This window comes from Hyalangium versicolor, assembly GCF_020103695.1.
GTDB lineage: Bacteria > Myxococcota > Myxococcia > Myxococcales > Myxococcaceae > Hyalangium > Hyalangium versicolor.
The window spans coordinates 258,535-273,108 of the sequence record NZ_JAHXBF010000016.1; the positions used below are offsets into that span (position 1 = coordinate 258,535).

At 66.5% G+C, this 14,574-nt stretch carries 8 protein-coding genes; 6 read left to right on the forward strand and 2 right to left on the reverse strand.

The window, feature by feature from the left end; translation table 11 throughout:
- The first annotated feature begins 32 nt into the window (after positions 1 to 32).
- From KY501_RS31425 to KY501_RS31440, 4 genes are all read left to right on the forward strand, one after another.
- The gene (locus KY501_RS31425) at positions 33 to 2,051 is read left to right on the forward strand and encodes an adenylate/guanylate cyclase domain-containing protein (protein ID WP_224367322.1); all 2,019 of its coding nucleotides are present in this window, start codon (positions 33 to 35) and stop codon (positions 2,049 to 2,051) included.
- A gap of 74 nt (positions 2,052 to 2,125) precedes the next feature.
- Complete coding sequence (locus tag KY501_RS31430) at positions 2,126 to 2,707, forward strand: hypothetical protein (RefSeq protein ID WP_224367323.1); 582 nt, start codon at positions 2,126 to 2,128, stop codon at positions 2,705 to 2,707.
- 834 nt (positions 2,708 to 3,541) lie between these two features.
- Positions 3,542 to 5,380, forward strand: a complete 1,839-nt coding sequence (locus KY501_RS31435) for a sensor histidine kinase (RefSeq protein ID WP_224367324.1) — start codon at positions 3,542 to 3,544, stop codon at positions 5,378 to 5,380.
- 192 nt (positions 5,381 to 5,572) lie between these two features.
- Positions 5,573 to 11,299 (forward strand): ATP-binding sensor histidine kinase, encoded by a 5,727-nt coding sequence (locus KY501_RS31440; protein ID WP_224367325.1) that lies wholly within the window; start codon positions 5,573 to 5,575, stop codon positions 11,297 to 11,299.
- Positions 11,300 to 11,326: 27 nt separating this feature from the next.
- Here the strand turns inward: KY501_RS31440 and KY501_RS31445 are convergent, their stop codons facing one another.
- Complete coding sequence (locus KY501_RS31445) at positions 11,327 to 11,788, reverse strand: dirigent protein (RefSeq protein ID WP_224367326.1); 462 nt, start codon at positions 11,786 to 11,788, stop codon at positions 11,327 to 11,329.
- Positions 11,789 to 11,944: 156 nt separating this feature from the next.
- On the opposite strand from KY501_RS31445, the gene KY501_RS31450 reads away from it, so the two are divergent.
- The gene (locus KY501_RS31450) at positions 11,945 to 12,406 is read left to right on the forward strand and encodes an SAM-dependent methyltransferase (protein WP_224367327.1); all 462 of its coding nucleotides are present in this window, start codon (positions 11,945 to 11,947) and stop codon (positions 12,404 to 12,406) included.
- Here the strand turns inward: KY501_RS31450 and rocF are convergent.
- Positions 12,387 to 13,325: an arginase gene (rocF, locus tag KY501_RS31455; protein WP_224367328.1), complete on the reverse strand. Its 939-nt coding sequence runs from the start codon at positions 13,323 to 13,325 to the stop codon at positions 12,387 to 12,389. The genes KY501_RS31450 and rocF overlap by 20 nt on opposite strands.
- A 295-nt stretch (positions 13,326 to 13,620) precedes the next feature.
- Here rocF and KY501_RS31460 point away from each other — a divergent pair, with 295 nt between their 5' ends.
- Complete coding sequence (locus tag KY501_RS31460; protein ID WP_224367380.1) at positions 13,621 to 14,571, forward strand: iron-containing redox enzyme family protein; 951 nt, start codon at positions 13,621 to 13,623, stop codon at positions 14,569 to 14,571.
- Positions 14,572 to 14,574: the final 3 nt, after the last annotated feature.

Below are 14,574 nucleotides of genomic sequence, written 5' to 3' on the forward strand. Positions count from 1 at the left end.
GGGCCAGCGCGTGGGCGGTTATCGTGCCGCCGATGTCGCTCGCCCGGAAGCTCATCCTCGCCTTCATGGCGCTCGCTGGCGCATCGCTCGTCACGGCGCTGCTGCTCACCACTCTGGCGGTGAGGGCGGCGGCGAAGCAGAAGATCGCCAGCGATCTCGAGCGAACCCTGGAGTCCTTCCAGCGGCTGGCCCAGGCGAGCCAGGAGCGCATCCGCGACGTGGCGGAGGCACGCACGCTGGATCGCTCCTTCAAGGAGATGTCCCTCTCGGTGAACTCCTCGGATGCCGAGGCCGGGCTGGGCGAGGTGGGCTCGGAGACCGCTGGCATCCTCAGCGCCCGCGAGGTCATCGCCTCCGCGGACACCGAGGCCTTTGGCTGGAGCCGCGGCGGCCCGTTGCTCTGGGCCTTCTTCAACGCCCACGGGCGCCTGGTCTACACCCGGGCCTCGCCGGAGCAGTGGGGAGAGGCCCCCGTCTCCCTCCCCCTGCTCGACACGGCGCTGCGGCAAGGCCCCACCTCCGCGCTCTGGTCCGCTAGCCAGCTGCGCGGCCTGCCCTTCACCTTCGTGCCTCCGGAGCAGATCCGCCCCGGGGATCTGCTCCTGGTCCACGCGCAACCCGCCTTCGGCTCCCGGCGGGAGAAGGTGGGCGTGGTGCTCTCGGGGCAGTGGGCTGGCGATCTCCTGCTCGAGGAGCCGTCGGCGCCGCGTGCCGCGCCGAGCCCGGCCACGGACACCCGCGCCCGCTTCATCCTGCGCGCTGGGGACGGGGCCCTGGCGACCCGGCTGCCCACGGTGGTCGGCTTGGACGAGCGCGGCTTCCAGGCCGGGCGGGCCAGAGACCTGGACATCGGCGGCACGCACTACCTGGCGCGCGCGGGCGAGTTGCTCGGGGTGGATGGAACCCACATCGGCCAGGTGTTCGTCCTGCGCGACTTCGACGCGGAGATCACCCCCGTCCTCGAGCGCTTCCAGCGGTGGCTCGTACCCACGGCGGTAGGTGTGGCGCTCAGCGCCCTGGCGGTGGCGGTCTTCATGGCCCGGAGCATGGCCTCGCCGCTCGTCCAACTCGAGGCCGCGGCGGGACGGGTCCGGCTGGGGGATCTCTCCGTCGAGGTCCCCGTGCGCGGCGCGGACGAGGTGGGCCGGGTGGCGCAGTCCTTCAACGAGATGGTGAGCGGCCTGCGGCAGAGGGATCAGATCAAGGGCCTGTTCAAGCGCTACCTCGCGCCCCAGGTGGTGGACGAACTCATCAAGCATCCGGAGAAGGCCGCACCAGGCGGTGAACGGAAGGTGCTCACGGTGCTCTTCTGCGATCTGGTGGGCTTCACCTCCATGAGCGAGCAGCTCAGCCCGGAAGCGATGGTGGGCCTGCTCAACACCTACTTCGAGCAGGCCACCGAGGTGCTGACCCGGCACGGCGCGACGCTCGACAAATTCATCGGCGACGCCATCATGTGCTTCTGGAACGCGCCGCTGCCTCAGGAGGACCATGCGGTGCGCGCGTGCCTGGCCGCGCTTGATCTGGTGGCGCTGGTGGAGAGGCTCGCTCCCGGTCTCGAGGCGCAGGGGCTGCCGCGAATCGCCTGCCGTATCGGCATCAACACGGGCCAGGGCGTTGCGGGCAACATCGGCTCGCGCATGGCTCAGGACTACACCGTCATCGGAGATTCGGTGAACCTCGCCTCACGCCTGGAGGGCGCCTCGAAGGCCTACGGCACCCGCACCCTGGTCGCCGAGGACACGGTCTCTGCCGCCGGAGACAGGATTGTGGCGCGCGAGCTCGACTGGCTGCGAGTCAAGGGCAAGCAGCAGCCGGTCCGGGTCTTCGAGCTCCTCGGGGTGGCAGGCACGGCGCCCCCAGCGCATGTGGAGCGCTTCGCGCAGGGCCTCGCGCTCTACCGAGCTCGCCGCTTCGTCGAGGCTCGCGCCGCCTTTCTTGACTCCCCGGAGGACGGGTGCTCGCGGCGGTTCGCCGCACGGTGCGACGCTCTGATCCAGAGGCCTCCCCCGGAGGACTGGGATGGCATCTTCTCGCTCGACAGCAAGTAAGCCTCTGCCCGTCGAAGGAAGGGGGTTGCTGCAATGCAAGGCGGCAGCCACGCAGAGCCTGCTATTCTCGGAGGATGCGTCTCCGCGCGCTCTCTCCCATCCTGCTCTGCGCCTCGGCCATGTGGCCTCTGTGTGCGCTCGCCTGCTTCAACTCGATGGACAAGAGTCTGTTCGTCTTCACCCGGACTCTATGGCTCGACCTGGTTGTCTGGACCTTGGGTGCGCTGTTCCTCAACCGCGTCGTACTCGTGAACGTGCGAGGCTCGACCGTCGAGGGTCAGCCCCAGCCGTCGTGGTTCCGTCGAGCCTTCTTCCTGCTCGTCGGTGCTGCTCTCGTCCTGCTGTTGGCTGCGCTCTCGGCCGGCGGGCCTCTTTTCAGCCTCGCCTCATACGAGATGGCCAGGTGCTCGTTGGATCGCTCCATGCTGCTGGTGCTGCTGATCCTACCTGCCGCGCTCTTCACCTTGCAGGCCGTGCTGTTCCAGAAGCTGGGCACCCGGTTGTTTGGCGGCCAGAGGAGTGTCGCCATCGCGAGCCTGGTGTTCACGTCGGTTCTGCTGGTGTTGGTGGTGGGGATGTCCCGTGATGCGATGGTCCTCCCCTATCTCTGCAAGTTCACGGAGGGCGCCTACACCGACGAGAGTGGCCAGTACTGAGCTGCTCTCCCGAGCACCCTTGGGGTCGTGTCGCGGATCTCCCCGGTCGAAGTGAGCACTCCTACGCAGACACATGCCCGTGAATGGGTAGGCCGAAGAGTGTGACCGCGGCTCGTCTGACGAGCCAACGCCTCAAACTGACAACTGCTCAAGGCGTTGCTCTCCATCCTTACTCTCGCGACCAACTAGGGAGTCGTGCAGTCTCGCCACTGGCTGCTGGGGACGCAGTAGTGCGCCGTGGTGCAGAACCAAGAGGGGACGTGGTTGGTGCAGTCTGAGTTCGTGGTACAGCTATAGGACGAACCCGTACAGATGAAATCGCCCGACAGGTTCTCACAGCACAGGTTCTGAGTGCCGATACAGGTACTGGTGCCGCAGTTGGCCAAGGCACTTCGCATCGTCTCCCCTTCTGGAGCAGCAGCGGGATCGTTCTCCGGACCCACGCCCCCGCATCCAGCCAGGATGAAAGCGTTCGCGAGAGCTGCAGTGACAATCAATGGCTTCAACAGCCGATGCATTTACCCTCCTTGCGTTCTGGCCATGGGAAGCGAATGTCCCAATGCCAGAGTCTACCTTAGCGGAAGGCAAGGCCGGCGGCGAACAAGTGGTCGTCTCCCTGCGCAACGGATGGCGTGCCCCATGTCTGCTACCAGCGGGACGGGAAGGTGACCTTCCAATTGGCGGCATGCGGATGGAGCCCAAGGCCCAGCCGCAACCGCCGCCCAGCGCCACGGTGGCCTAGCCCTCGGGAGAGAAGCGCTCCGAGAGAAGCGCTCGGACGGACGCTGCCCCACGTCCACGGCGAATCCAGGCGACGGTCATCGCGTTGTCTCCATGATGACGTCACCACCCAGAGTCTCTCGGCATCGGCTCGCGCGAGCGCTCGGCCGGCTGCTGGCCGTGCTCTCGCGGAGCGCGGGCTCTCGCCCCCCACCGGCCGCGCCGCGACAGGAGGCGGAAGAGGCGCTCCGGGACAGCGAGGAGCGCTTCCGCACCGCATTCAAGGATGCACCTATCGGGATGACCCTGGTCAACCTCAAGGGCCAGTTCCTGGACGTGAACGACTCGCTCTGCCGGATCGTCGGCTACCCTCAAGAGGAGCTCCTCGCCAAGACGTTCCAGGACATCACCCATCCCGAGGATCTGGAGCCAGACCTCGAGAACGTGCGCCGGCTGCTCGAAGGCAAGATCAGCTCGTACCAGATGGAGAAGCGCTACTTCCACAAGGATGGCCACATCGTCCCCGTCCTCCTGACGGCTTCGCTGGTGCGCGACTCCCGCGGTGAGCCGCTCTACTTCATCTCGCAGATCCAGGACATCTCCGAGCAGAAGCAGCTCGATCAGGCCTGGCGTTTCCTCGCCGAGACAGGGCCGCGGCTCGCGGATTCGCTCGATCCCCAGACCACGGTCGCCACCGTGGCGCGACTCATCGTCCCAGCGCTGGCGGACTGGTGCATCGTCGCGCTGCTCGATGACGAACGGCGGCTCCAGTCACTCGAAGGCGTGGCCAAGGATCCCGAGAAGCAGACGATTCTGCACGAACTCCTCGCCGACTATCCCCCAGACCCGTCCAGCCCGGGCACCCTCATGGCGGAGGTGCTCCGAACGAACCAGCCCATGCTGCTCCCAGAGGTCTCCGATGCGACGCTCGCCGCCGCCGCGGCGGACGCTCGACACCTGCAGCTGCTCCGACGCCTTCAGCTGCGCTCGGGCGTGGTCCTGCCACTCACGGCTCGTGGCCATGTCGTGGGCACGCTCAGCATCGGGACCTGCGAGCCGGGACGCCACTACGAAGGCCGCGACTTCGCGCTGCTCGAAGAGCTGGCCGGCCGAGCCGCTCTCGCCTTCGACAACGCCTGGCTCTACAAGAAGTCAGAACAGGCCAAGCGCATCCGCGACGAGGTTCTCCGGATCGTCGCCCACGATCTCCGCACCCCCTTGCAGGTCGTCACCATGAGTGCCGGAATCCTCATGAAGCGCCTGCCCGAGGAGGACTCCGCCAACCGACGTCACTTCGATGCCATCCTCAGGGCGGTCGATCGCGCGACGCAGCTCATCCAGGATCTGCTCGACGTGACTCGAATGGAGGCCGGCCGCCTCCTGGTGGAGCGCAAGCCGGAGCCGATCGGCCCCGTCATCGAGGAGGTCGTCGCCCTGCATCTCGGGCTCGCGGAGGCGAAGTCCATCCAGCTCGCGATCCTCGTCCCGGAGAACTGCCCTCGCGTCTTCGCCGACCGCGATCGGACGTGCCAGATCCTCTCGAACCTCCTGGGCAACGCGCTCAAGTTCACGCCCGCGGGCGGAAGAATCACCCTCCGAGTCGAACCGGTGGAGGACATGCTGAGGTTCTCGGTGAGCGATACAGGGCCTGGGATTCCCGCGGAGGACCAGCCCCACCTCTTCGAGGCTTTCTGGCAGGGCCGGGGTGGGCTGAAGAAAGGGGCCGGCCTGGGGCTGGCGATCGCGAGGGGGTTCGTCGAGGCCCACGGCGGACGCATCTGGGTCCAGAGCAGCCCCGAACGAGGGAGCTGCTTCTTCTTCACCCTCCCGACGATGAAGGAGGCCCTGTCGGGCGCGGCCAGTCCGAACCGGTCTGCTTGCCATACCAGTTCGGGACCGGTGCGGCCCACGCCGGGGGGCGAGGACCATGGCGGCCTCAGCCCGGGTGGGTGAAGGAGCTCAACTGCTCTTCCTCCCAGGGGCGTGAGAGCAGCGGAGCGACCTTCCTGTCCCCTCCCCTCAAGGGTCGATCGATTCCCATATTCAAAAGGGATGGGAGGACGGAAGTGTCCCTGGGCCAGCCAGGCAATCGTGCTCCCTGTACCCCGCACGCGTGGCGGTGGACGCTTGGTCATGGGGGCTGCCATGCAGCAGAGGTCCGGCTTCGACGGTGTTCACGTGATCCATCGAGGCCGCCGCTACATCGTGCACCGGGAACATGGACCGGATGGTGCTCCCCGAGTGCTGAAGAGCGTCCGGCCGGGACCCCTCGCAGCGGGCAGCGCGGAGATGCTCCGCCATGAACATCAGGTGCTGCAGCAGCTCCAGGCGCAAGGTGTTCCCGGGGTGAGCAGACCCGTCTCGCTGGAGGAGGACCTGGCGAAGATGCCCGTGCTCGCTCTCGAAGACGCCGGCCCGAGAAACCTCGCCGAATGGCAGGCCCGGCGCCCTGTGCCCGCCGACAGCTTCCTGGAGCTGGCGCTCCAGATGACGCGGATCCTGGTGGACCTGCACCAGCGCCACCTCCTCCACCGGGACCTGAGCCCGAGCAACTTCGTCCTGGCTTCCGAGGGCTCGCGCCTGACGCTGGTCGACTTCGACCTCTCCACCTGGCTCTCGTGCGCGTCGGAGCAGAGAGCAATCTGGGAGGAATTTCAGTGGAACCTGGCTTACATCGCTCCCGAGCTGACGGGCAGGACGAACCACCCCATTGATCACCGTGCCGACCTCTACTCGCTCGGAGCAACGCTCTATCAGCTGCTCACCGGTGCGCCGCCATTCGTCTCTTCGGATCCGGGCGAGCTCGTCCATGCGCACCTGGCGAAGCCCCCCGTCCCTCCGGACCATGCGAGCCCGGCGGTGCCACAGATCCTCTCGGAGCTGGTGCTCAAGCTGCTCGCGAAGATGCCCGCGGAGCGCTATCAGAGCGCCGAGTCCCTGCTGGCGGACCTCGAGGAAGCCCGGCAGCGACAGACATCGGGAGTCCTGGACTCGTTCGAGCTGGGGCGAGTGGATCTGTCCCGACAGCTCTCCTTCCCGGACCGCCTCTATGGCCGTGAGGCCGAGCTGACCGCCCTGCGCCGGGCCCTGGAGCGGGTGCGTGGAGGCGCCAGTGAGCTGGCGATGCTCGCCGGGCCTGCTGGGGCGGGGAAGTCGACCCTCGCCCATGCGCTGCGCCGGCACGTCGGGCCACAGGATCGCTTGCACTTCGGGAAGTTCAACCAGCTCCAGCGCAACGCGCCGTATGCACCCTTCGTGGAGGCGTTTCGGGGAGTGGTGCGCGGCCTGCTGTCGGAGCCGGCGGAGAGCCAGGAGCTCGCGCGGCACCGGATATCCTCGGCGCTGGGCTCCAACGCCGGGCTCATCATCCAGGTCCTGCCGGAGCTGCGAGCGTTCCTGGGTGAGCAACCTCCACACGTGACGCTCGGGGCCATCGAGGCGCAGAACCGCGTTCCCCTCGTGTTCCAGGCCTTCATCCAAAGCCTGGCCTCGCCCGAGCGCCTGCTCGTCCTGTTCCTGGACGATCTCCAGTGGGCCGATCCCGCGTCCCTCCGGCTGCTCAAGAGCCTCGCCACGGATCCGGACTCCCGCCACATCCTGCTCGTAGGGTCGTACCGGTCCGAGGAGGTGGGCGCGGACAGTCCCCTCGCCCAGACTCTCGCGGCCATTGAGCAGGCTGGGAATATGTCCGTCCGGACCCTCACGCTACTCCCGCTCGAGCTGCCCTCCGTCTCCGAGTTTTGCGCGGATGCGCTCCACTGCACACGGGAGCGCGTCCGTCCCCTGGCCGAGCTCGTGCTGCGCAAGACCGCGGGCAATCCCTTCTTCATGACGCGCTTCCTGCGCTTCCTCCACGGCTCCAAGCTGCTGAGCTTCGACGCGGAGCGGGGCGAGTGGAGCTGGGAGCTCGCGCGCATCGAGCAGGTCGAGGTGACCGACAACGTGGTCGAGCTGATGGTGGCGGCCATCCGCCAGCTGCCCGAACGGGCCCAGCGCCTCCTGAAGGTCGCCGCGAGCCTGGGAGATCGGATGGAGCTCTGGTTGCTCTCGGCGCTCGTGGAGGAGTCTCGCGAGGACATGACCGCGGCGCTCGGATGCATCCTCCAGGAAGGGCTGCTCATCCCCGAGCCAGGGACGTCGCGGCCGGGCTCCCAGGCGCGGGAGGTCGCGTACCGCTTCGCGCATGACCGTGTGCGCCAGGCCGCCTATCTGCTCCTCTCCGAGACAGAGCGCGCGCGGCTCCACTACGCGGCGGGCAGGCGGCTGCTCCAGGAGCTCACGCCAGAGGATGCTGGTGAGCGGCTCTTCGCCCTGGTGGAGCAGTTTCACCTGGGCGTGAGCCTGATTCAGGGAGACGCGGAGCGGCTCGAACTGTCCAAACTCAACTTCCACGCGGGCTTGAAGGCCAAGGCGACCGCGGCGATCGGAGCCGCGAAGGTCTATCTGCTGCGAGCCATCGAGCTTCTTGCGGAAGCGCTGCGGCCGGAGCACCGCGAACTCCTCTTCCAGCTCCACAAGGAAGCGGCGGAGTGTGCGTACCTCCAGGGAGATTCGGAGCTGTCACGGGAGCTGACCGCCTCCGCCCTGGCGCATGCCTGCTCACGCTTGGAGAAGGCGGAGGTCTACTCCATCCAGATGAGGGCCTGCTTCGCCAGAACGGACTACGCCGAGGCGCTCCGCCTGTGCCGCGAGGGGCTACGGCTGTTCGGCATGGATCTCCCAGAGCGGGATCTGAGCCAGGCCCTCTCCGCCGTCCTCGCGGAGATCGAGAAGAACCGGCGGGGCCGTTCGATGGAAGAGCTCCTGAACGCGCCGCTGATTCGGGAGCCGGAGCCCCTCGCCTGTGTGCGCTTCTTCTCGGACATCATTCCGGTGGCCATGGCCGCCGATCCGGAGCTCCTGTCCTTCGTCGTCTGCTCCGGGCTGAACCTCTCGCTGAAGTACGGCCACTCGGTCTGCACTCCCATGCTCTACACGACCTACGGCGTCTTCCTGGCGAGCATGCGGCAGGAGTACGAAGAGGCCTACGCCTTCGGACGCATGGGCACCGAGTTGGCTCGAAGGCTGGGCGATCTCCACCAGCAGCACCTCTCTCTCACGATGCTGGGAATCGAGCTGAACCACTGGAAGGCGCCCCTCCGAACGAGCATGCCGCTGGTCCGCCACAGTGTCGCCATCGAGATCGCCGCCGGCGAGCTGCCGCTCGTAGGCTTCGGCTTCCTCTTCGTGATCATGACCGCGTTCGCCATGGGCACCGAGCTGCCCCGGGTTCTGGACGAGATCGACTCGGCCCTGGCCTTCATGCGGAAGTTGGGCCGGCATCCGGTGAGGGACGCGATCATCGTCTACCGACAGGCCATCCGGTGCCTCCAGGAGCAGACGCGGGAGCGGGCCCGCTTCGACGACGACACCTTCGACGAGAAGGTGTTCGCCGCCGCGCCCCGAAGGCCCAGGGTGAACTTCGCCTGCTACGCGGTGTTGCGCCTCCAGGTCTCCTACCTTCTAGGGGAGCTCGAAGAAGCCCTGCGCGTATCCCGCCAGGTCGCCAGCGACTCCCGCCATCTGCTGGGGTTCTTCTTCTGGGCCCAGCAGAACTTCTTCACCTCCCTGGTTCTGCTGGCCCGCTGCGATCGCGACGGCGTGGAGCGAACCGAGGAGTTGGAGCTGCTCGCGGCCAATCAGCGTCAGCTGAGCATCTGGGCTCGCGCCTGCCCGGAGAACTTCCGGCACAAGCACTGCCTCGTCGAGGCGGAGATCGCGCGTCGTGCTGGGCGCCTCCAAGAGGCCATGGAGCTCTACGATCAGGCCATTGATGGAGCACACGCCGAGGGCTTCCTCCCAGAGGAGGCGCTGGCGCATGAGCTGGCGGGCCGCTTCTACCGCGCGCTCCACCGGAAGCGGTTCGCCCACCTCCACCTGAGGGCCGCCATGGACGGCTACCTCCGGTGGGGAGCGCGGGCCAAGGTCTCGATGCTGGAGGAGGAGTTTCCGGATCTCGAGCCAGCGGAGGGATTGGCCTGGGGTGCGGCGCCCCTCGCCTCCACGGCCAGTGCCACGCCTCGCGCGTCACTCGATCTGCACGGTATCCTGAAGGCCTCGGCAACGCTCTCCAGCGAGGTGGTGCTGAGCCGCCTGCTCGAGAAGCTCATGGGGGTGTGCCTCGAGGTCGCGGGCGCGACCCGGGGAGCGCTCATCCTGGAGGAGAAGGGCATGCTCGTGGTGCGAGCCTCCGCGATCCTGCCGGAGCCCGTGGTGTTGGAGATCACTCCCGTGGAGGAGTCGGACCAGCTTCCGCGCACGGCGATCGAGCACGCCTACTCGACGGGAGAGACCAGTGTCCTGGCGGACGCGGCCCACCAGGGAAGGTTCATCGCGGATCCTTATGTGGTTCGGCGCGCCGTGAAGTCCGTCCTGATCGTGCCCCTCCAGCGGACCGCCGCGACGATTGGCGTGCTGTATCTGGAGAACGATCTCACCACCCGCGCGTTCACGCCCGAGCGAGTCGGTGTCTTGCGGATGCTCTCCTCGCAGATCGCCATCTCCCTGGACAACAGCCGCCTCTTCGAGCGGCTCAACGTCGAGGTCCAGGAGCGGCGCAGAGCCGAGCAGAGCGTTCGCTTCCTCGCCGACTCGGGCCTGGCGCTCTCCGAGTCGCTGGACCCGGAGACGACCCTGGCGAGGGTGACACGCATGGTGGTGCCCCTCCTCGCCGACTGGTGCGTGATCACGGTGGTGGAAAAGGGGGAGCAGCTCCGCGCACTGGCCGCAGCCCACCTGGATCCCGACAAGGAGAAGCTCCTGCGCCAGCTCGCGAAGGAGTACCCCCCGACGTGGGAGGCGCCGGAGCTGCTCGCCCGAGCGCTGCGAACGGGAGAGCCCTTCATCCGTACCGAGGTCTCCAACGCCAGCATCCAGCAGCAAGGCTTCGACGACCGGTACGTCCAGTTGCTGCGTGAGATCGAGGTTCAGACAGCCATGCACGTGCCGCTGAAGGCACGCGGGAAGACGATCGGAGCCATCACCTTCGCCTTGGCCACGCCCGGCCGGCGGTACGGGGAGGCGGAGCTCGACCTGGCGATGGAGCTGGCGCGCCGGGCGGCCGTCTGCATCGATAATGCCCGCCTGTTCGAGGAGTCTCAGGACGCCATCCGCTTGCGGGAGGAGTTCCTGAGCGTCGCCTCGCACGAGCTCAACACACCGCTCACCTCGCTGCGGCTGGCGGTGCAGGGGCTGCATCGCTCCACCCCGGGCTCGCCGACCCCGGCGATGGCGCGCTCGCTGCGGATCATCGACCAGCAAGCCAAGCGGCTGGCGACGTTGAACTCCGAGCTCTTCGACATCTCGCGGATCCAGGAGGGGAAGCTGGAACTCCACCTGGAGAGCGTCGACCTGACGGAGGTGATCCAGGAGGTGGCCGAGCAACAGGACAGCGTCCTGGCTCGGATGGAGTGCCCCTTGCAGACCCACTTCGAGGGAGCAGTGAGAGGGCGGTGGGATCGCTCACGCCTGGAGCAGGTGGTGACCCACCTGCTCTCGAATGCCAGCAAGTTCGGCGCAGGCAAGCCCATCCACATCAGCGCCGAGCGGGTGGGCGATCACGTGCGGCTCGTCGTCCGGGATCACGGCATCGGCATCGAGCCCGATCAGCTCCCCACCATCTTCGAGCGGCTCAAGCGGGGAGTGTCGGCCCGAAAGTACGGCGGGCTGGGGCTGGGGCTTCACATCGTCCACGAGATCGTCACCCGGCTTGGGGGCACGATCCACGTGGAGACCCGGGTGGGCGAGGGAACATCCTTCACGGTGGAGCTGCCCTGCGCGGGCCCGGCCTCGAGCGAGGCCTCGACGGGCGAGATGGCTTCTTCCAGTGCCTGACGCTCCCCCTGGGCTCGAGCACCGCGATTACGGCTTCGCCTTCATCAGCGTGAGCACCTGGGTGTACGTCCGGTCCCCATTGGGAGTGCTGACCATCACGCCGCTCACCCCCACGTAGGCACCGGTGCCCCCGATGACGGGGATCATCGAGGTGCCGGTCTCTGCCTCGCGTCCCGCGACGGTGATGCTCCCGTCGGCCATCGTCAGCGTCCACTGGCATTCGCTGAACTGGCCGGGCAGCGTCCGCACGCAAAAGCCACTGTTGGAGCCGATGTTCTCCTTGGCCTCGTTCAGCAGCGGCTGGTCGAACACGAACATATCCCCCGGCGAGTCCCCCGTTGGCCCCACATCGATCGGCGTGGCAATTCCGCTGCGGGCATCCGCGATCGTGGTGAGGGTCGACGGCTCCGCGGCATCCGCCGAACTACAGCCCGACATCGACATGGACAAGGACGCAGCCAGTACCGCCATGAGAATGCGCTCGGTCATCAGGGTCTCTCCGTTGAGTGAGTGGGCAGCGGAGTGTGGCCCAGGCAATCAACTCGTCAATGTTCCAAAGTGCAGTCCTGGCGTATGAGTCAATCCATGGAACCCCATGTAAAGTCGCACCCCAGCGACAACGGGTAGAAGGCCGGGGAGGACCGAATGACGATCACCATGACGCCCATCGGGCGGGTCGAGGGCGGCCGCACGGCCCCCGAGGACGATGACTGGGGTGAGAGCCGCGCCAGGATCGTCCTGGACCCGGCGCGCTTCGACGACGAGGCGCTGATGGGCTTGGACACCTTCAGCCACGCCGAGATCGTCTACGTGTTCGACAAGGTGACCGACGACCAGATCGTCACCGGCGCCCGCCATCCGCGCGGCAACAAGGCCTGGCCGAGGATCGGCATCTTCGCCCAGCGCGGCAAGAATCGGCCCAACCGGATCGGCGTCACGGTCTGCGAGGTCGTCGCCGTGAACGGCCGCGTCCTGGAGGTGAAAGGCCTCGACGCCATCGACGGCACGCCGGTGCTCGACATCAAGCCGGTGATGAGCGGCTTCGCGCCGCGCGGCGAGGTGCGCGAGCCCGCGTGGGCACGGGAGATCATGGAGAAGTACTGGTAGCGCTCAAGGGCCCGTCCTCGCGAGCGCTCGCCAGGCTCGATCCCAACAAGGTGCGGGCCAGCTCCACCGCGAGGGTGGCGGTGCGCCTGTGAACGTCGGTTGTGGGGTTGAGTTCGACGAGGTCCATTCCCACCAGTCTTCCGTAGGAACCGAGCAATGAACACGCCAGCAGGGAGTCTTCGCGAGTGAGTCCACCGCTCACCGGTGTGGTGACGCCCGGGGCGAACTCGGGATCCATCCCGTCGAGATCGATGCTGACGTAGATGCCATCCGTATCGCGAGAGGCGACCTGAATCGCCTGGGTGATCGCCCAGGAGACTCCCCGCTGACGTATCGCGTCCATGGAGAGTACCGTCACCTCTGAGTGGGCGAGCAACTCCGTCTCCCCGGGATCGAGCGCTCGAACCCCGAAGAGCACCACGTGAGAGGGATCGATCAAGGAGGGATTGGAGCTGCCCAGGTTGATCAGGCTCGTCTCTCCCAACCCCACGAGCGACGCGAGCGGCATCCCGTGGATGTTTCCAGACAGCGTGCTCTCGTGGGTGTTGAAGTCTCCATGGGCATCAATCCAGATGACGCCGAGGCGCTTCCTCTGGGCGGCCCCGCGGATCGACCCCAATGACAGACTGTGGTCACCGCCAATCACCAGAGGGAAGTGACCCCTGGCTACCACGGCGGCCGTTGCATCCCGGACCCGCATCGCCACGGCGCGGATCGGCTCGAGGTAGCGCAACCTGGGATCGCCGGTCAGGCAAGAGTCTCGCGTGGGAACCTGCACATCCCCCAGATCCTCGACGGTATGTCCTGCCATCAAGAGCGCGGAGAAGAGACCGGCCTCTCGGAGGCTTTGGGGCCCCAGGGCGGCTCCTTGCTCTCCAGCACCCAGATCCGCCGGCACCCCCACGATCTCGATGTGCATGAGGCTCCTTCTCAAAGACCTCAGGCTTGTAGCGCGAATTGGTGAGAGTTCAAAGCAATAGCAAGCACGATTCGCGACACACGCCGCGCAACACATCACATCAATACACCACAACACGCATTACACAGGAACCAGTGTATCGTGATGTGAAATCCATACATCACATGTGCGACAAGGTAGCGTCAAAACCAGTCACGAATCTCCCAGGCGGTTGGTTGACTCAAAAAAAGCTCACGCGTACTTTGCCCGCGGTTCACTTCTCATCAATTCGGGCGACAGGAGACCCTTCGTGACAATGCGTGGCCTGGCATCACTCCCTGACTCTCTGACGGACCTGGCAGGCGCAACGGTCGCCAAGGCTGACCATGACCCGCTCGAGAGCCTCGAGCTTCATCAGCGGTTGCATCGTCATTACACCTCGATGCTCGCCGAGCCCGAGCACTTCTCCGCCGTGCCCACGCCGCAGCGGGTGCAGGAGATTCACGAGATCGAGCGGTCCTGGATTGAGCTGCTCGATGCGCGCACCGCTGACCTCGAGCTGCCCTCCTCGAGCGCGCAGTTCAAGGAGTGGTACCTCGACCAGGCGGTGAGGCACACCGCGGCCACCTCGGGCTTCTCGGAGTACCTGACCCACCAGGCCAGCCTGCCAGAGATTGCGATGTTCATCGTCGTCGAGGAGAAGGTGGATAGCCGGTTCGACGACCTCATGGCTCTGGCTCAACTCGGGACATCGGGTCAGGTCAAGCTCATCATCGGCGAGAACTACTGGGACGAGATGGGGCACGGCAACAAGCGCTTTGTCCACACGACGATGTTCAACACGTCGGTCACCTGGATGCGGGAGAAGCTCCAAGCCCAGGGGATTGATTCGAACTTGATCGACTTCTACGAGATGTATGCCAACGCCAATCAACTGCTCATGTACGGACTGAGCCGGCGTCATGCGCCGCGCCTCCTTGGCGCGCTCGGCGTGCTCGAGCACACCGCGTCCCAGCGCTTTCAAGCCATGGTCGACGGCTGTACCCGGCACGGCGTGCCGCCGGAGGTGATCGACTATCAGTTCATGCACGTCGGGGTCGATCACAACCACGGTGCCCAGTGGCTGGAGCATGTCCTGCTGCCGCTCATTCAGCGAAGCCCCAGGCTGATGGAGGAGGTCTGCAGGGGGGTATTGACGCGTTGTGACGTGGCCATCCGCTACTACGCAGCGGTCAAGGCCCGGCTCTTCTCTGGCGAGTACAGGTGAGCG